Annotated in this window: 17 protein-coding genes; 7 read left to right on the top strand and 10 right to left on the bottom strand. The window is 64.7% G+C overall.

Annotated elements, in window-relative coordinates:
- Positions 1-117: 117 nt before the first annotated feature.
- The 5 genes from HNO81_RS08690 to HNO81_RS08670 all read right to left on the bottom strand — a co-directional run bounded on the left by HNO81_RS08690 (position 118) and on the right by HNO81_RS08670 (position 4,972).
- Positions 118-1,410 carry a hypothetical protein gene (locus tag HNO81_RS08690; protein WP_175317730.1) on the bottom strand — a complete coding sequence of 431 codons (1,293 nt, stop codon included), beginning with the start codon at positions 1,408-1,410 and terminating at the stop codon, positions 118-120.
- Between the two features lie 390 nt (positions 1,411-1,800).
- The gene (locus HNO81_RS08685) at positions 1,801-2,820 is read right to left on the bottom strand and encodes a sensor histidine kinase KdpD (RefSeq protein ID WP_175317729.1); all 1,020 of its coding nucleotides are present in this window, start codon (positions 2,818-2,820) and stop codon (positions 1,801-1,803) included.
- Positions 2,817-3,506 carry a response regulator transcription factor gene (locus HNO81_RS08680; RefSeq protein WP_175317728.1) on the bottom strand — a complete coding sequence of 230 codons (690 nt, stop codon included), beginning with the start codon at positions 3,504-3,506 and terminating at the stop codon, positions 2,817-2,819. Before HNO81_RS08680 ends, HNO81_RS08685 begins: the two co-directional genes overlap by 4 nt.
- Before the next feature lie 5 nt (positions 3,507-3,511).
- Entirely contained in the window at positions 3,512-4,201 is a 690-nt protein-coding gene (locus HNO81_RS08675) for a DedA family protein (RefSeq protein ID WP_175317727.1), read from the bottom strand.
- A gap of 9 nt (positions 4,202-4,210) precedes the next feature.
- Entirely contained in the window at positions 4,211-4,972 is a 762-nt protein-coding gene (locus tag HNO81_RS08670; protein ID WP_175317726.1) for a phosphatase PAP2 family protein, read from the bottom strand.
- A gap of 383 nt (positions 4,973-5,355) precedes the next feature.
- Here HNO81_RS08670 and paaA point away from each other — a divergent pair, with 383 nt between their 5' ends.
- From paaA to galU, 7 genes are all read left to right on the top strand, one after another.
- On the top strand, positions 5,356-6,348 hold the full coding sequence (gene paaA, locus HNO81_RS08665) for a 1,2-phenylacetyl-CoA epoxidase subunit PaaA (protein ID WP_175317725.1): 993 nt from the start codon (positions 5,356-5,358) through the stop codon (positions 6,346-6,348).
- The gene (paaB, locus tag HNO81_RS08660) at positions 6,345-6,722 is read left to right on the top strand and encodes a 1,2-phenylacetyl-CoA epoxidase subunit PaaB (protein ID WP_175317724.1); all 378 of its coding nucleotides are present in this window, start codon (positions 6,345-6,347) and stop codon (positions 6,720-6,722) included. Before paaA ends, paaB begins: the two co-directional genes overlap by 4 nt.
- Positions 6,719-7,636, top strand: a complete 918-nt coding sequence (gene paaC, locus HNO81_RS08655; RefSeq protein ID WP_175317723.1) for a 1,2-phenylacetyl-CoA epoxidase subunit PaaC — start codon at positions 6,719-6,721, stop codon at positions 7,634-7,636. The genes paaB and paaC overlap by 4 nt, the downstream gene beginning before the upstream one ends.
- Before the next feature lie 5 nt (positions 7,637-7,641).
- A complete protein-coding gene (paaD, locus tag HNO81_RS08650) occupies positions 7,642-8,163 on the top strand; it encodes a 1,2-phenylacetyl-CoA epoxidase subunit PaaD (RefSeq protein ID WP_175317722.1) in 522 nt (173 codons plus the stop codon).
- A gap of 10 nt (positions 8,164-8,173) precedes the next feature.
- Positions 8,174-9,400 carry a 1,2-phenylacetyl-CoA epoxidase subunit PaaE gene (paaE, locus tag HNO81_RS08645; RefSeq protein ID WP_175317721.1) on the top strand — a complete coding sequence of 409 codons (1,227 nt, stop codon included), beginning with the start codon at positions 8,174-8,176 and terminating at the stop codon, positions 9,398-9,400.
- A gap of 42 nt (positions 9,401-9,442) precedes the next feature.
- Complete coding sequence (locus HNO81_RS08640; protein ID WP_175317720.1) at positions 9,443-10,228, top strand: enoyl-CoA hydratase/isomerase family protein; 786 nt, start codon at positions 9,443-9,445, stop codon at positions 10,226-10,228.
- 62 nt (positions 10,229-10,290) lie between these two features.
- A complete protein-coding gene (gene galU, locus HNO81_RS08635; protein WP_175317719.1) occupies positions 10,291-11,181 on the top strand; it encodes a UTP--glucose-1-phosphate uridylyltransferase GalU in 891 nt (296 codons plus the stop codon).
- Positions 11,182-11,191: 10 nt separating this feature from the next.
- Here galU and HNO81_RS08630 read toward each other — a convergent pair whose 3' ends face one another.
- The 5 genes from HNO81_RS08630 to HNO81_RS08610 all read right to left on the bottom strand — a co-directional run bounded on the left by HNO81_RS08630 (position 11,192) and on the right by HNO81_RS08610 (position 17,374).
- On the bottom strand, positions 11,192-11,647 hold the full coding sequence (locus HNO81_RS08630) for a VanZ family protein (RefSeq protein ID WP_175317718.1): 456 nt from the start codon (positions 11,645-11,647) through the stop codon (positions 11,192-11,194).
- A 330-nt stretch (positions 11,648-11,977) separates the two neighbouring features.
- A complete protein-coding gene (locus HNO81_RS08625; RefSeq protein ID WP_109045338.1) occupies positions 11,978-12,580 on the bottom strand; it encodes an LPXTG cell wall anchor domain-containing protein in 603 nt (200 codons plus the stop codon).
- Between the two features lie 171 nt (positions 12,581-12,751).
- Positions 12,752-14,629 (bottom strand): DUF4012 domain-containing protein, encoded by a 1,878-nt coding sequence (locus tag HNO81_RS08620; RefSeq protein WP_175317717.1) that lies wholly within the window; start codon positions 14,627-14,629, stop codon positions 12,752-12,754.
- Position 14,630: 1 nt separating this feature from the next.
- Entirely contained in the window at positions 14,631-15,944 is a 1,314-nt protein-coding gene (locus tag HNO81_RS08615; protein WP_175317825.1) for a UDP-glucose/GDP-mannose dehydrogenase family protein, read from the bottom strand.
- A 59-nt stretch (positions 15,945-16,003) separates the two neighbouring features.
- Positions 16,004-17,374 carry a sugar transferase gene (locus HNO81_RS08610; protein ID WP_371818207.1) on the bottom strand — a complete coding sequence of 457 codons (1,371 nt, stop codon included), beginning with the start codon at positions 17,372-17,374 and terminating at the stop codon, positions 16,004-16,006.
- Between the last annotated feature and the right edge of the window lie 92 nt (positions 17,375-17,466).

Raw genomic sequence — 17,466 nt, 5'->3', positions numbered from 1 at the left:
GTGCGCGGGCGGGGCGGCGGCGCGGGCGCGAACCGGAGTTCGCCGGCGCGAAGACGGGTTCGCTGCGGGCGTGCGCCGCCGGGTGTGCCGCTTCAGAGAGCCCTGTCCGCAGCCTGCCTACGCGTCCTGCTGGAGCGAGCGCCGGTATTTGTTCACGGTCCGCCGGGCGATCGCAAAGCCGCTGCGGGCCAGCGCGCCGCGGAGCTGTTCGTCGGAGGCTGCCCCGCCCGCCGCCGTCGTCATGTACTCCTGGAGTGCGGCCCGCGCAGCCTGGCCCTTGCCGAAGAGGCAGGCCAGGTCGGTGACGGTCCCGGAGGGCAGGCGCAGCCGCTTCCCGCTTACAGCCCGGCTCACGGTGGAGGGGTGCAGCCCGGTTTCCTGCGCGACGGCGGTGCGCGTCAGGGGGCGGTGGTGCCCGGCGTCGCCGTGGTCCAGGAAGTCCTTCTGGTGCGTCACGGCGCATTCGGTGATGCGGAGGAGGGCGCTGGCCCGCCGGTCGATCTGGTAGAGGAGCCGCCGGGCCTCGAGCTCATGCTCCGTGAGCCACTGCTTCGCTCCGGATGCGTCCGTGAGGCCGGCGGAGAGGTCCACCACCTGCAGGCCGAACCAGGCGCTCGCGGGAACCTCCACCTCCAGGGACCCGTCCGGCCGCCGGTACAGGAACACGTCAGCGGTTTGGATGGCGGACGTTTCGGCGCTGGTGTCCATGGCCACGAACGGCCGCAGCCGCTCCCGCACTATGGCCAGCCCGGCAAGGACCTGCTCCCCGGACAGCCCCAGGACACTGGCCGCGGCGTCGGTGCTTCCGGCGGCCAGGTCCGCCAGGTGCCCGCGGACCAGGTGGGGCAGCCAGTCCGGGACCTCCCCGGCGGCCGCGAGCGCTTCCGCCTGGAGCGCGAGCAGTTCCACCACGCTGGTGGCGGCAATCCCGGGCGGACCCACGGCGCGGAGGGCCCGGAGCGCTTCGTGCACCTGGCCGGGGTGCAGGCCGTGCAGAAGCGCGAGCTGTTCCGGGCCGCAGTCCAGGAGGCCGCGGGAGGTCAGGTGTGCCAGCACGAGTTCCAGTGCGTGGCGGGAGTCCGGCCGGACTTCCACCCGCGCGTCTTCGTCCAGCGATGCGAACGGGTTGACGGCCGGTTCGGGGCCGTCCTGGAACCGCGAGACGCCTTGCCCGCCCCGGCAGCGGAAGCAGGTTCCGGACGCCACGTGCCGGCCGCACCCGGGGCAGGGGTGGCCCTCGGCGCGCTCCAGGACCGGGTTGCTGGCCAGCGCGCGTTCGGTGGCTGTGACTACTTCCGCGTGAGTCATGGCCAGCATGCCCAGGGCCTTCAGCAGGCCGGGCAGCGCGCGCAGCTCGGGTTGCAGCCCCGCCTGCAGCTGCAGTCCGGGGCCGGGCCCATCAGTGCCCATGACTCAGGCTAGCCCCGCGGCATGGTGCGGCGGTAGACAGATTTCTGCGTGATTCGGGGCTGTGCGGCCGCTTTCCGTCGGTTTCCGCGGTGGCGGCTGGCCACGCTGACGACGCGCATCCTCATCGCCGCTGCGCATATTCCCCGGCGCGGCCCGTTTTTGGGGTGCGACAACGGGCACGCGCGTCGCCAGCGGATTCGCGCGTCGGCAGCGGACACGGGTGTCGGCAGGGAATGTCCGCGTCGAAAACCCACAGCAGCGCACGACGCCGGCCCTCGCCGTGGGCGGAAGGGTGCAGGATGTGAGCGGGCGTTGGGCGGAAGGGTGCAGGATGTGAGCGGGCGTGGGGGAAAGGGGTGCAGGACGTGAGCGGGCGTTGGGGGGACGGGGTCAGCGGGCCAGGGGAAGCGTCAGCTGCATGGTGGTTCCGTCCGGCCCGGTGCGGACCACCTTCACGGTGCCGCCGGCCGCGGATGCAATGTCGCGGACCAGGGCCAGGCCGATCCCGAAGCTCCGCCGGCCTTGCGCGTCGCCGGTCCGGCCAGCGCGGACAAAGCGGTCGAAGATCCGGTCCGGGTCTACCCCGCTGATCCCCGAGCCGGTGTCGGAAACCCGGACCAGCGCGCGCGGACCGTCAACGGCGACAGAAGCGTGGATGCGTCCGCCCGCCGGTGTATGCCCCAGCGCGTTGTCCGCCAGGGCCAGGACGGCGCGCCGGAACGAACTGGGATCGATCCGCACCAAAGCCGGCCCGCCGCCGTCGAACACCAGCCGGACGTCCTGCTGCCGGGCGAGGTCCTGGAGGCTGTCCGCAACGGACCCGGCAATAAGGGAAACGTCCACCGGGGACAGATCCGCCACGGGCTCGGCGGCAGTCGCCGCCAGGAGCAGCTCGTTGACGATCCCGGTCAGCGTGGACGCGTCATCCCGGATTTTCGCCAAAGCGAGCGAAGGCTCGGATCCGGGCTCGGCTTTGCGCTGGGCCAGCTGGATGCGCGTGTCGAGGATGGCCAGCGGGGTCCGCAGCTCGTGGCTGGCGTCCTGCACGAACCGCCGTTGCCGGGCCAGCGCTTCCCCCAGGGGCCGGATGGCGCTGCGCGCGCTGAGCCAGCCCACCACGCCGGCCAGCACCACGCCGCCAAGCCCGGCCAGGATCATTCCCTCGATCAGGTCCCTGGAATCGATGTAGGTGTACGGTTTCCCGGGTTCAGAAGCGGGCAGAACCGGGTGGGCCAGCTTGTACATCAGGAAGGCGGTGGCGGCGGCCAGGAGGATGAGCACCAGGGCGGCTACCCCGGCGCTGATCCGCAACGCCACCTTCAGCGACGCGCGGCGCAGGATGTCCCGGTCCGGGTCGCCGGCGGCAGGAGGAGGCGGGGTGCCCGGCCCGGAAGGAACGGAAGCAGTCATGAGGGGTCGCCGATCTGGTAGCCAACGCCGTGGACGGTGCGGATCACGGTCCTGTCGATCTTGCGGCGCAGGTGGTGGACGTAGGTGTCGATCACGCCGGGCTGGTCCGTCTCCTGGAAGTGCGCGGCGAGCAGCTCGTCCCTGGTGAACACCCGGTTCGGTTCGGCGGCCAGCGCGGCCAGGACTTCGGCTTCCTTGGCGGTCAGCGTTACGGTGTCGCCGTACAGGGAGCGGACAACGCGCGACGCCGGGTGGAAGTCCCAGGTGCCGATGCTCACCTGCCCGGCGGCCAGCCCCTGCCCCGTGGGCGGACCGTAGCTGCGCGTCAGTGCGCGCAGGCGCGCGGCCAGTTCGCCGCCGTCGAACGGTTTTGTCAGGTAGTCGTTGGCGCCGGCGTCCAGGCCGCGGACTTTCTCCGCGGTGTCGCCCAGTGCGGTGAGGATCAGGATGGGCGTGCCGATGCCCTTGGCCCGCAGGGCGGTGATGAGGCTGATGCCGTCCATGACGGGCAGGCCGCGGTCGATCACCATCGCGTCCCACGACTGCGTCAGCCCGAGGTGCAGGCCTTCCTGCCCGTTCGCCGCGAGCCGGACCGTGAAGTCGGGCTCCAGCAGCTCGGCAATCAGCGGACCCAGGACGGGATCGTCCTCCACCAGCAGCAGGGCCGGCGCCTCACCTGTCGTCATGGCGCCTATTCTTCCGCAGCCGCCTCAACGCCGCGGTCAACAGGGTCCGCAGCCGCCAGCTTTGCCTTTCGGCGGCGCTTCAGATATTCCACGATCCACGGCACCACGGAGACCAGGACCATCACCACGGCAATGACGTCGATGTTCTTGGCGATGATCTCGTAGTGTCCCAGCCAGGTGCCCAGCAGCGTCACGGAGGTTGCCCAGGCCAGGGCGCCCACCATGTTCCAGAGCGTGAACGCCTTGTATTCGTAGCGGGCAATGCCGGCGGTGACCGGCGCGAACGTCCGCACCATTGGCACGAAGCGGGCGAGGATGACGGCGGCGCCGCCGTGCCGGCGGAAGAACTCTTCCGTGACGGTCAGGTGGGAGGTTTTGAGGATGCGGGCATCGTCCTTGAACCAGCGGCGGCCGAATTTGCGGCCCAGCAGGTACCCCACCTGGTCACCGCCGATCGCGGCCGCGGTGATCACGCCGATCAGCAGGGGCAGGGCCAGGTTCAGCTGCTGGTGCAGCAGGCCGGCGGTAAAGAGGAGGGAGTCGCCGGGCAGGAAGGGGAACAGGACGCCGGATTCGATGAACACCATCGCGGCGATCACGCCCAGCGCGGCCGGGCCGAAGCCCTCCAGCAGGCCGGCGGGGTCAAGGAGCGACGGCGGGCCGGAGGCTGCCAGGGAGGTCAGAAGGCTGTGCATGGCTGCTCCTTACGCCCGGCGGGAGGGGTGGAGGATCCTGGCGGGAACGCGTTCCACCAGGGCGGGGGCAAAACGGTTCCAGAGCCCGGCGAGCAGGATGGCGGCGGCGCTGGCGGCGAAGAAGGAGGCCGCGACGTCGGTGGGGTAGTGGACCCCCACGTACAGCCTGGACCAGGCGACGATCAGCGCCACGGCGGCCCCGCCCACGGCAACCGGCGTGGCCCACCGGGTCCTGCGGGCCAGGAAGTAGAGGGCGAAGGCCAGCGCCACCGCAAAGCTGACGTGCCCGCTGGGGAAGCTGTTGGAGCCGGTCTCGGGTGCCAGGGGATCGAACAGCAGGGCCGGGTTGGGCCGCTGCCGGGCGAACAGGAGCTTGAAGGCCTCGCTCGCCACCCAGCCCGAGCATGCGGTGAGCCCGAAGGCCACGGCAGCCACCAGATCGCGCCGGAAGAACCAGATGGCCAGGGCTGCGGCGGCGATCAGGAGCAGGCCCACCACCGGGCCGAACAGCAGGTTGATCCCCATGGCCACGGCGGTCAGTGCGGCAACGTGGTGCAGGCTGAGGTTCTGGTCAACGCCCAGTTCCGCGGTGGCGTCGCCGGGGACCAGTTGCACAGCAACGCCCAGCACCACGACGGCGGCGCACAGCACAATGCCCAGCGGCAGCCAGTGCCGGGGCTGGGGGAGTGCCCTGAACCGGGTGCCGGCGGCCGGGGGTGCCGTGGGTGCGGTGTGCTGGTTCAGGCGGTCATGGTGGGCTGATCCGTGCATTTCTTCCTTTGGGAGGCGTGGGAGACGGGGCGTGGTGCAGGGCATTGGTCGGCCCGCAGTTCAACTCTCCCCTGTGGGTTTTAAGAAAGGCTTAAGAAGTGCGGGTGCCGGCTTGCGGGCAGGGGCGTACGACGGCGGCCCGCGCCTTCCGCGCGCGGCGTGCCGGCGACGCGCAAACCCGTTTCCGCTGCGCAGATTCCCCCGCGCACCCCGAATGTGGGCCGCGCAGGGGAACTTCTGCAGCGGGGATGAGGATCCGCGTCGACAGCCGGCAGTGAAAGACGGGGTGCACGCTTGACGGCCCCGCCCGCTCCCGCATATCCTGAACGAACGGTCGGTAAATAATTCCGAGACGCCCGACAGGTCTTTGCATAGGAGCAACCATGGCAGCGCAGAACTTGCAGTCAGTGCCGGCTGAGCTAACCCCGGAAGAGGATGCGGCAGGCCAGGCCCACTTCGACCGGATCATCGCCGAGGACTCGCGCATCGAGCCCCGCGACTGGATGCCGGCGGCCTACCGCAAGACGCTCCTGCGCCAGGTCTCCCAGCACGCGCACTCCGAAATCATCGGCATGCAGCCGGAGGCCAACTGGATTTCCCGCGCCCCCAGCCTGAAGCGCAAGGCCATCCTCATGGCCAAGGTCCAGGACGAGGCCGGCCACGGGCTCTACCTCTACTCGGCCGCGGAAACGCTCGGCCAGTCCCGGGACAAGATGATGGACGACCTCATCGCCGGCAAGGCCCGCTACTCCAGCATCTTCAACTACCCGGCCCGCACCTGGGCGGACATGGGCGCCATCGGCTGGCTGGTGGACGGCGCAGCCATCTGCAACCAGGTCCCGCTGTGCCGCGCCTCGTACGGCCCCTACGGCCGCGCCATGGTGCGCGTCTGCAAGGAAGAGTCCTTCCACCAGCGCCAGGGCTTCGAGATCCTCCTGGAACTCTCCAACGGCACCCCCGAGCAGAAGCAGATGGCCCAGGACGCCGTCAACCGCTGGTACGCCCCGGCGCTGATGATGTTCGGCCCGCCGGATGACGATTCCCCCAACTCCAAGCAGTCCATGGCCTGGAACATCAAGCGGTTCAGCAATGACGAGCTCCGCAGCCGGTTCGTGGGCATGATGGTGGAGCAGGTCAAGGTCCTGGGCCTCACCCTCCCGGATGACCAGATCCGCTTCAACGAGGACACCAAAAAGTGGGAGCACGGCCCGCTGGACTGGGACGAGTTCCACGAAGTCCTGGCTGGCCGCGGTCCCTGCAACGCCCAGCGCCTTGAGCGCCGGCGGGCAGCGCACGACGACGGCGCCTGGGTCCGCGAGGCAGCAGCCGCCTACGCAGCAAAACAGTCAAAGAAGACGAAGGAATACGCAGCATGAGCCCGCACGGCAACCCGGACGCACCCGCAAGCGCCGCCATTGACATCAACCGCGAAGCCCCCAAAGTTTCGCCTGCACCGGACCACCACGACCGCTCCACCTGGGGCCTCTGGGAGGTCTTCGTCCGCTCCAGCCGCGGCCTGAGCCACGTCCACGCCGGCTCCCTTCACGCCCCGGACGCCGCCATGGCCCTCCGGAACGCGCGGGACCTCTACACCCGCCGCAACGAGGGCGTGTCCATCTGGGTGGTCCCGGCCGACGCCATCGCCGCCAGCGACCCCGACTCCAAGGGCTCCTTCTTCGAGTCGCCCCAGGGCAAGGACTACCGGCACGCCACGTACTACACCAAGAGCGAGGGAGTGAAGCACCTGTGAGCACCCCCAACGCCCCCACCACAGGCCACGGCGACATCTCCACCGGTGTGGCCGGCGGCGACTCCAACGCCTCCGCCACCCGGATCACCCCCGGCAACGCCCTCCGCCCGGAGGACATCGCGCTGGAGGTCAGGACCGGCCTGGCCAAGCCCACCGAAGACGTGGCCGAGTACGCCCTCCGCCTGGGCGATGACGCCCTGATCCTCGCGCAGCGCCTGGGCCACTGGATCTCCCGGGCACCCGAACTGGAGGAAGACATCGCTCTGGGCAACATCGCCCTGGACCAGCTGGGCCACGCCCGCAGCTTCCTCACCTACGCCGGCGCCAGCATGCCCAACGAGGACGGCAACCCGCAGTCAGAGGATGACCTGGCCTACTTCCGCCGCGAGCACGAGTTCCGCAGCGTGCAGCTGTTCGAGCAGCCCAACGGGGACTTCGCGGCCACCATCGCCCGCCAGTTCGTGGTGAGCTACTACCAGTACGAGCTCTACCGCCGCCTCACCGAATCCACTGACGCCACCCTGGCCGCCATCGCCGCCAAGGCCGTCAAGGAAGTGGACTACCACCGCGACCACAGCGCCCAGTGGGTCCTGCGCCTGGCCGGCGGCACGGACGAATCGCGGCAGCGCATGATCCACGGCCTGCGGACCATGTGGCCGTACGTCAACGAACTGTTCCAGGACGACGAACTGACCGAAAGGCTCGCCCAGGCGGGCGCCGCCGTCGCGCCTTCCAGCCTTAAAGCCGACTTTGACCGCCTCATCGAGGACGTCCTCAAGGAAGCCGAACTCGAGGTTCCGGACGTGCCCGCAGCCCCCGGCGGCGGCCGTTACGGCAGGCACTCGGAGCACCTGGGCTACATCCTCGCGGAGATGCAGGTGCTGGCCCGCGAGCACCCCGGCGCCAGCTGGTGACAGCCGTGTACATCTCGGACTTCGAATCCCGCACCCGCACCCCGCAGCAGGACGCCTGGGACATCGCCGCCACCGTGGTGGACCCGGAAATCCCGGTGCTCACCATCGCGGACCTGGGCATCCTGCGGGACGTGCAGGTCACGGACAACAAAGTCACCGTGACCATCACGCCCACGTACTCGGGCTGCCCGGCCATGGACGCCATCCGGGACGACCTCTTCACGGCCTTCAAGAAGGAAGGCTATGAGGATGTGCACGTGGACCTGGTCCTGGCCCCGGCGTGGACCACGGACTGGATGACCGAGGCCGGCAAGCAGAAGCTGCAGGAATACGGCATCGCCCCGCCCAGCGGGAACTCCCGCGCCGGCGGCCACTCCGGCCCCATCCGGCTGAGCCTGGCCGTGAAGTGCCCGCAGTGCAACAGCCTCAACACCAAGGAACTCACCCGCTTCGGTTCCACGTCCTGCAAGGCGCTGTATGTGTGCCAGGACTGCAAGGAACCGTTCGACTACTTCAAAGTCCTGTAAGGAAGCCCCCATGCCTGTTGTCCGCCAGACCGCCGCCGAAGAGGCTGAGGTGACCGGCCGCCGTCGTCCGTCCTTCCATTCCCTTGCGGTGAAGGAGGTGCGCCGGCTCACCGACGATGCCATCGAGGTCAGCTTCCATGTGCCGGCCGGGCTCGCCGGCAAGTTCGATTACCTGCCCGGCCAGTACGTGGCCCTGCGCACCACCCTGCCGGATGAGGCCGGCGAGCCGAAGGAAATCCGCCGCAGCTACTCCATTTGCGCCGAGCCGCGCAGCTTCGCGGACGGCACCAGCGAGATCCGCGTGGCCATCAAAAAGGACCTGGGCGGGCTGTTCTCCACGTGGGCCAACGCCGAGCTGAAGGCGGGGGACACCCTGGACGTGATGAGCCCCATGGGCGCGTTCGTGTCCAAGCACGGCCGCGACGGTGTGGCCGTGGAGCAGAACGTCATGAACTCCATGAACCACCCGGAGGACCTCGCGGGGGAGGCCGGGAACTTCGTGGCCATCGCGGCCGGGTCCGGCATCACCCCGGTGATCGCCATCGCCCGGACGCTGCTGGCCGCCAACCCGGACACCCGGTTCGACCTGATCTACGCCAACAAGGCCGCCATGGACGTGATGTTCCTGGAGGAACTGGCGGACCTGAAGGACAAGTACCCGCAGCGGCTGGCCATCCACCACGTGCTGAGCCGTGAGCAGCGGATTGCGCCGCTGCTCTCCGGCCGGATCGATGCCGAGAAGCTGCAGCAGCTGCTGGGCACGGCCCTGCACGCGGACGATGTTGACGAGTGGTTCCTGTGCGGGCCGTTCGAGCTGGTGCAGCTGTGCCGGGACACCCTGGCCGAGCGCGGGGTGAAGCCGGAGAACGTCCGGTTCGAGCTGTTCACCTCCGGCAAGCCGGACCGCCCGGAGGGCCACGCCGGCCGTCCCGTGGTGGTGGACGAGTCCAAGGAGACGTACAAGATCACGTTCAAGCTGGACGGCCTGCAGGGCGAGGTGGCCAGCCCCACGCACGCCCGCGAGTCCATCCTGAACGCGGCGCTGCGGGTGCGCCCCGACGTGCCGTTCGCGTGCGCCGGGGGAGTGTGCGGCACCTGCCGGGCCAAGGTGGTCACCGGCAGCGTGACCATGGATGAGAACTACGCGCTGGAGCAGGATGAGCTGGACAAGGGCTACGTCCTGACCTGCCAGAGCCACCCCAGCAGCAAGGAAGTCACGGTCGACTTCGACGTCTGATCCGTTCTCCGCCGCCTGAATCCGCCCCACCCGAGGAGCCTCATGATTTCCCTTTCCATCAGCAACGGCATCGCCGAGGTAGTGCTGGACGCCCCGCACAAGCTGAACTCCCTGGATGAGCAGGCGCTGCGGGATTTAACCCAGGCGTACGACGACGCTGCTGCCGCCTCGCGCGGCGAGGTGCGGGCGCTGCTGCTCAGGGGTGAGGGCCGGGCGTTCTGCGCGGGCCGGGACATCTCCGGGGTTACCCCGGAGAGCGACGACGCCGCGGCGTACCTGGGCGGGCTGGTGGAGCCGCTGCTGCAGAAGATGGCGGCCTTCCCCGCACCCACGTTTGCTGCGGCGCAGGGGGCGTGCCTGGGCGTGGGGCTGGGGCTCCTGCTGGCCACGGACGTGGTGTACGTGGCGGAGAACGCGAAGTTCGGTTCGCCGTTCGCCAAGCTGGGGGCCACGCTGGATTCGGGCGGGCACTGGTATTTCACGGAGCGGCTGGGCATGCACCGGACGCTGGACCTGATCTACACCGCGGACTTGATCTCCGGCGCCGAGGCCGTGGCGCAGGGGATGTTCAGCCGCGCCATGCCGGCTGACTCTCTGCTGGATTCCACCCGGGAAATTGTGTCGCGGGTGGCTGCCGGTGCCACGGGGGCCTTTGTTGCCTCCAAGAGGCTGGTGGCGCACATCCGCGACCAGCGCCTGGGCCTGTGGCAGGCCATGCAGGAGGAGAACGTGGAGCAGGCCCGGCTGTGCAAGACCGAGGACTACGCGGAGGGATTCCGGGCGTTCCAGGAAAAGCGTGTGCCCAAATTCACGGGCCGCGGCCGCTAAATTTATCCAACGATTTCCGTCCCGATTGCGGGTCTCTCCATCAAATTTGTTAAGGTTCAGCTATGACTACGGGGAAAGCTATTACCAAAGCCGTCATTCCTGCTGCCGGATTGGGAACACGCTTCCTGCCCGCCACCAAGGCAATGCCGAAGGAAATGTTGCCGGTGGTAGACCGCCCGGCCATCCAGTATGTGGTGGAGGAAGCCATCAACGCTGGTCTCTCTGACCTGCTGATGATCACGGGCCGCAACAAGCGCGCCCTGGAAGACCACTTCGACCGGGAACCCGGCCTGGAAGCTGCCCTGGAAGCCAAGGGCGACAAGGACAAGCTGGGACTGGTGGAGTACGCCTCCAACCTGGGCCCCATCCACTACGTCCGCCAGGGCGAGGCCAAGGGCCTGGGCCACGCCGTGCTCTGCGCCCAGCAGCACGTGGGTGACGAGCCCTTCGCGGTGCTCTTGGGTGACGACCTCATCGACGAGGCAGAGGACCTGCTGAGCACCATGATGGCGGTGCAGCAGAAGACCGGCGGTTCGGTTATCGCCCTGATCGAGGTTGATCCCTCCCAGATCAGTGCCTACGGCTGCGCTGACATCTCGGTTGTTGAAGGCGAGGACTACGTCCGCGTCAACAGCCTGGTGGAGAAGCCGGCCGTCGCGGACGCACCGTCCAACCTGGCCGTGATCGGCCGCTACGTGCTGCACCACTCGGTGTTCGGCGTCCTGGAGAATACCGCTCCCGGCCGTGGCAACGAGATCCAGCTGACCGACGCCCTGCAGACCCTCGCCGCCGGCGAGGGTGAAGGTTCGGGCGTGTACGGCGTGGTCTTCAAGGGCCGCCGTTATGACACGGGCGACAAGCTGAGCTACCTCAAGGCGGTCATCACGCTGGCGTCCGAGCGCGTGGAGTTCGGTGAGGACCTGAAGACCTGGATGAAGGGCTTCGTCGGGTAGTCCTGGCGTTCTATTGTTTTTGGGAGGCCCGTTGCCGGAAGGCGGCGGGCCTCCTTTCTTGCATGGCCACGAGTGCCACTAGGGCGCCGATGACAGCACCTGACGTGTTGGTCATGACATCTGACGGGCTTGCAAAGCGGCTGTGAAGAAACAGGAACTGACCCAGTTCGATGCAGCCGGAAACGAGCATTCCGAAAGCTCCGATTTGCCACCATTTTTTGTTGGGAAATGCCAGGGCGCCAACGAAGCCAACGGGAAGGAACAATGCAACGTTGGCGGACCGTTCCACAAAGTCGTAGTTAAACCAGCGGGGAATGCCGTGGTGGTGGAGGAAATTCAACACAATGGCCAGCTGCCCTGAGACGGGCTGGTCCACGGGTGTCGGCCAGAAAGCGACGAGCGCCAACGGAACCACCATGGCCGCGAGGATGAGCTGCCACAGCCGGTGGTTGTTGAGGATTCTCAAATGGGCCTCAGGACGTCCGTAGAAGGGCAAAAGCGGCGGTGGCGAAGGCGCAGGCCGCGAGGAGAACGAGGAGGGCGTAGCCGAGCACCTGTGGGCGGGGGAGTGGGACGGAAAAGTCGTATTCGCGTGGTGCCCTGCGCCAATGTCTCCCCATAGCCCTAATAGTTACCACAAAACAAGTGTTGCATTAGCTTGTCGAAGTCAACGTTGCGGAAACCCACACCCAACCGGTGGCCGAGCCTGTCGAAACCTTGAAACTAAAGCAAAAGGTGGATGCACCTCCGTTTCCGGAGATGCACCCACCTTCTTTGGTGCTAGGAGCTGCTGCGGTTAGGCGGCTACCTCAGCCTTGGCGCGGCGGCGAACCACCACAACCGAGGTTGCGCCGGCGGCCAGTGCGCCTGCGCCCACCAGGGTCCACAAGATCAGGCCGGAGTCGGCCCCGGTGTTGGCCAGGCCGCCCGTGTTGGCCAGCGGAGCGCCGCCGGTGGTGCCGGCAGCGGTGCCGCCGGTGTTGGCCAGTGCTGCTGCAACGGTGACGGTGACGGGACCGACGGTTACGCCTGAGGTGTTGCCCTTGGCGGTGATGCTGTACGTGCCAGCTTCGCTGATTGCCAGCGGAACGGAGATCTTGCCCTGGGCGTCAGCGGTCGCGCTAAGCGTCTGCGGAGCCTGGAACACGGGGATCTTGGCGGAAACGGCGGTTCCGCCAGCGTTTGCCGCGCCAGTGGTGGCCACGGTGATCGTGATGGTAATGGTTTCGCCGGGCAGGAAGCCCTGGGCGGTGAAGACGAAGGTCTGGCCCGGTGCGGGAGTTCCGTCAGAGACACCAACTGCCGGCGGAAGTGCCGGGTAGGTTGCGGCCATGGCGGGCGCGGAGCCAACGAGTGCGATTGAGCCGGCAAGTGCGAGTGCGGCGAGTGTTTTCTTCATGTGTGTCCCCCCGGAGACGTTTCAGTTTTGATTACCCGATTTTGGGGAAATGTCCCCTCCACACGAGACCATGTGCAGAACTACGGATAGATATCCCAAGTAGAAGGTACCATCCCGGATAGGTTGTAACCAACCTCAATCCAGTCGGTTTACATAGTGTTAACGCGACCGTCACTGGCCCTGATCGCAGGACGCATTTTCGGATGGGAGGATGACGTCCTTGACATGCTGGACGGTGGGTGTGACAACCACGTTAGGTTCCGTGTGCTGAACGATTTTTCCGAAAGTGAATTCCACGGTCTTGCTCTCGCCCGGGGCAAGTTGCTGCGCAACCACGCCGACTGGTCTGTTCGCATGGATGTAAGGAGCGAAGGGAGTCTTCTGGCCGTCCACCACGGCTGACTCCACGTTTGCCTGTGCGGGTCCGTAGGCGACGACATTTGTTTGGACCGTGCCCGGTGGGATACCAAAAGCACCTGCACCTGTGACATACGCCGGGAGTGTGGTGGCAGCGTCGCCTGGCGCTGTATTGGTACTGGTAACTCGAACCGTTGTTTGTTCGTAGCCGTCTGCCGGACATTCCTTGATGAGCTTCACCGTGCGTTTGACGTAGTAGTCCATTTTCGCGCCAGTGCCATCGTTGAAGTAAACGCCAAACTGGGCCGGCGACACACTGGGACCGGAGATGGCGCCGCTCAGAGTGTACTTGGAGATGACGGACTGCTCGGATTCGTTGGCGGACCACACCAGGACCCGCCCTTCTTCCGTCCCGCGAGTCAAGCCATTGATGAGACTCTGGGCCTCGCCTTTCCCGCTGGAAAGCGCTGAAAAGACTTCTTTCGCTACGCCTGCAAAATATGCATCTTGCATTTTGGGTTGTTTGATTTTTGCGTATACGTCCGAAAGAAGCGTCGGGACGACATTTTCACCCGTGAGCACGGTGGGCAGACCTGATGCCTTCACACCCGCCAGTTCGGGTCCGTTGACGGAAACTGGGCCCGTGGACTGGAGGATGTAGCTCAGGACCATTGGGTCAATGGAGATGACACCATCCACACGCTGTCCGGTCTTTCTTTCCCACATCGTCTGTGCGGTACTTGCAGCGGTCGGAAAGTCGGGGGTGAGGTTTACGTCCTGTAGATACTTTCCGAGACGCCCCGAGTAGATCTGCTGCTGCTGAGGATCCACGGCTACCACGGGTGACATTACCCCGAGCTCTCCGGCGCTACTCTGCTGTCCGAGTGACAGCTTGCCTTTGTCGAGCGTGAGAACGGCCAGCGCACCAGGAATGCCACCAGATGCGCGGGTCTCGGCATTATTTTGAATCACCAGGAGGTAGTTCCGTGCCCCATTAGAGCCAAGCATTGACGGGGCTATGTTCGTTGCATCAGCAGCGACATTGAGCACATCGCTTGCCTGTTTCAACTCTGCCGTTGCTTGGTTAAGGGGAGTAACTATTTGTGGCAGCAGGTTTTCCGACTGGATTGCTTCTAGCCGTTCCCACGAGACTCGCACCGCGTAGGCAGACGATGAAACGCTGGGCGCAGCTGCCTTAATCGGTTCAAGATTGGCGCCTGAACCACTGGGCATCAACGATTCCCAGTTCAAAGAGTCGTAAACACTCACCAACGGACTCAACCCTAAAGTCGCGACGTCATCAGCAGACCTAGCAACTTCGGAGATTGCAGTGAGGTTTGGTCCTGCCCAGGGAATACCTGAAGCCAAGGTCCATATAGGATCCTCAGTATCTGCTTTAGCCGCAGATGTGTGATCCCGAAGCTTCGAGACCGTATCTTCAGCTAGATTCGCTTTGGACGAAACGATTTCTTCCTTCAGCTGAGGCACTAGATTGGCGGCGGCTTCGAGGTGGGCCTTGATTGACGTCACCTTGAAGCCCAGCCAGGCTGCACTCCCTCCCAAGGCGACGCCCAATGCCAGGATGGGCAGGCCTATGCGCAGAAGGCGACGCCGTTTAACTCGGTGGTCGCGTCGCGTGGAACGGCTGGGCACTTCAGAAAAGGAGGGCTTGGTGACTATCTGGTCGTCCATTCTACGGACGACCAAGCCCGCGGTAGGTCCACCCGGCCGCTCGCCACTTAGTTGGGTCCAGTACGTTCCGGCCATCCAGTATCTTCAGTCCAGAGACTTTGGCCGCTGTCTCGTAGGGATCGAGGTCTCGATATTCACGCCACTCGGTCAGAAGTAGGAGCGCGTCCGCACGGCGGAGCGCTTCATCAGTTGAAGCTTCATAATGGAGTTCCGGGAATCGTCGAGCCGCGTTTCCGAGAGCTTCAGGATCAGTAACAGTCACCACTGCTCCCTGCAACTGCAATTGTGCGGCGATGCTTAGCGCTGGAGAGTCCCTGACGTCATCACTCTCAGGCTTGAATGCTGCCCCTAGTACTGTTATCCGTTGACCTAGGAGTGAGCCGCCGCAAACTTCCCGCGTCAGTTCTACAACCCTGGTTCGCCGCCGCATGTTAATTGCATCAACTTCGCGCAGGAATGTGAGCGCCTGATCCGCACCAAGTTCGCCGGCGCGGGCCATGAAGGCCCGGATGTCTTTCGGAAGACAACCCCCGCCGAAACCGATGCCAGCATTTAGAAATTTTCTGCCGATTCTGTCGTCCATTCCTATGGCATCGGCTAGCAGGCTGACATCTGCGCCTGCGGCATCGCAAAGCTCGGCCATCGCATTAATGAAAGATATTTTTGTTGCCAGAAAGGAGTTCGCCGCGGTCTTGACTAATTCGGCTGTGGGTAAGTCTGTCACCAGCCTTGGGGTACCAGCTTCGAGGGGTTGGGCATACACGGCATCGAGAATTTTGACCGCATCGTGTTGCTCGGATCCGTCATGAACTCCGTACACGAGTCGGTCGGGCTGCAGTGTGTCTGATACGGCGTGCCCTTCTCGTAGAAACTCTGGGTTCCACACGAGATCAGCGCTGGGCTGTTGACTTTTGACTAGTTCAGCAAGCCTGGCGGCGGTGCCTACGGGAACCGTCGACTTTCCCACAACGAGATCGCCGGGCGAAAGGTAAGGCGTTAAAGCCGTGATAGCCGAGTCGACGTATCTGAGATCGGCCGCGTTTTCCCCCTTCTTTTGGGGGGTACCTACGCAGACGAAGTGGACTTGACTTCCTTCGGTTGCAGACATGTCCGTCACAAAAGAAAGACGACCAGTCGATTGAACCTCTTGGAGAAGTTCTTCGAGGCCCGGCTCGAAGAACGGGGCACGCCCTGCGGACAGTTCGCTAATCTTGTTCGCATCGACGTCGACACCGACGACATCGTGACCCAGTTTGGCCATGCACGCGGCATGGACGGCACCCAGATATCCACAACCAATGACAGAAATTCGCATGATATTTTTTCCCCCGTGAATTAGGATTGCCACCGGCCTGCTGACCGCCAGCTGTTTTATCAGACTGCGCCGGTGCTTGCAAAGACAGCGCGAAAAGTTTTGAACAAGATGACCACGTCACCCATCAGTGACCAGTTTTCGACGTAGTAGAGGTCGAGACGGATGCTTTCGTCCCAGCTCAGATTAGACCGTCCGCTTACCTGCCACAGGCCGCTCATGCCAGGACTAACGTATAGCCGGCGGTGGGCAGCGTCATCGTATAGAGCGACCTCACCAGCGCGCTGGGGTCTGGGACCCACCAAACTCATACTCCCGCCCAATACGTTCAGCAGTTGGGGAAGCTCGTCCAGAGAAAATTTGCGTAAAATGCGCCCGAGTCGAGTGATGCGAGGATCGTTTTCAATCTTGAACAGGGGGGTCGAGTCGGATCCTTGTTTGATTAGGAGCGCAGCGAGCTGCTCATCCGCGTTTACCTTCATCGAGCGGAACTTGAGCATATGAAAAGTCGTTCCTCGCAACCCCACGCGCTCTTGGCGATAAAACACTGGGCCACGGTCAGTAATTTTTACTAAGAACGCCAAAAGAACGAATAGCGGGAAAAGAAGTAGCACAAGGGTTCCAGCGACAGCTATGTCAAAGGCGCGCTTAGCCACTTTCTTACCACCCGTTAGCTTCGGAGTGGACACGTGAATCAAAGGCAATCCTGCAACCGGTTGGGTATGGATACGAGGCCCAGCCACATCAGTAAGAGCTGGTGCCAGGATCATGCCTATGTTCTTGGCAGCGAGTTCCCATCCAAGACGTCGAAGATCTCTCGGATGCAGATTCACACCAGCCGAAATGGCGACTGCATCAACTTGCGACTCTGTGATGACTGTCATTAGGGCTTCAAAATCTGATTCCGTGCCAGTAATTGCCACATCAAAGTTAGTCGAGTCGACAGCTTCGTTTGACGCCCCGGGGAGGTGGACCGCCACCGGCACATAACCAGCCGCCGGTGCGGACCTCAACGACCGCACCAAGTGCTCTGAAGAATGTGGACCACCGATGATAAGTACATGTGAGCTACCCTTACCAGATCTACGATCGACACTCAGGTGCTGACGAATCAGCCACCGCCCAATAAGCAGTCCTAGGACACCCGCGGGAAACGCCAGACCAACGAAGCCCCGTGCTGTATCGATTCTCAAGGCATAAGAAACCACTGCCACAAAGCCAAAGAGCCAGGCCGATGCTGCGACGACGCGCTTGTATTCTTCCGAGCCAGCTCCTAGAATCCGGAATTCGCGGCTGCCCCAGACGCCTAGCATGAACCACCACGAAAGCGCCAGAAGGACCGAAAGCAGCAGATAGCTGTCACCTTGTGACTCTATGTTTGGAGAATCGGTTAGACGGAATCGTATTCCGTATGCGCCGACTATTGCCCAGATTATCACGAAGGCATCGATAAATCTGATTCGTCGCGCGTACCGCACACGCCACTCGCTTACATTCACCGCGCCACTGCCCCCCCAACTGAAAA

Source organism: Pseudarthrobacter sp. C4D7, from assembly GCF_013359725.1.
Taxonomy (GTDB): domain Bacteria; phylum Actinomycetota; class Actinomycetes; order Actinomycetales; family Micrococcaceae; genus Arthrobacter.
The sequence above is the reverse complement of the archived record's forward strand: the minus strand, read 5'-3'. Positions and strand labels throughout refer to the sequence as shown.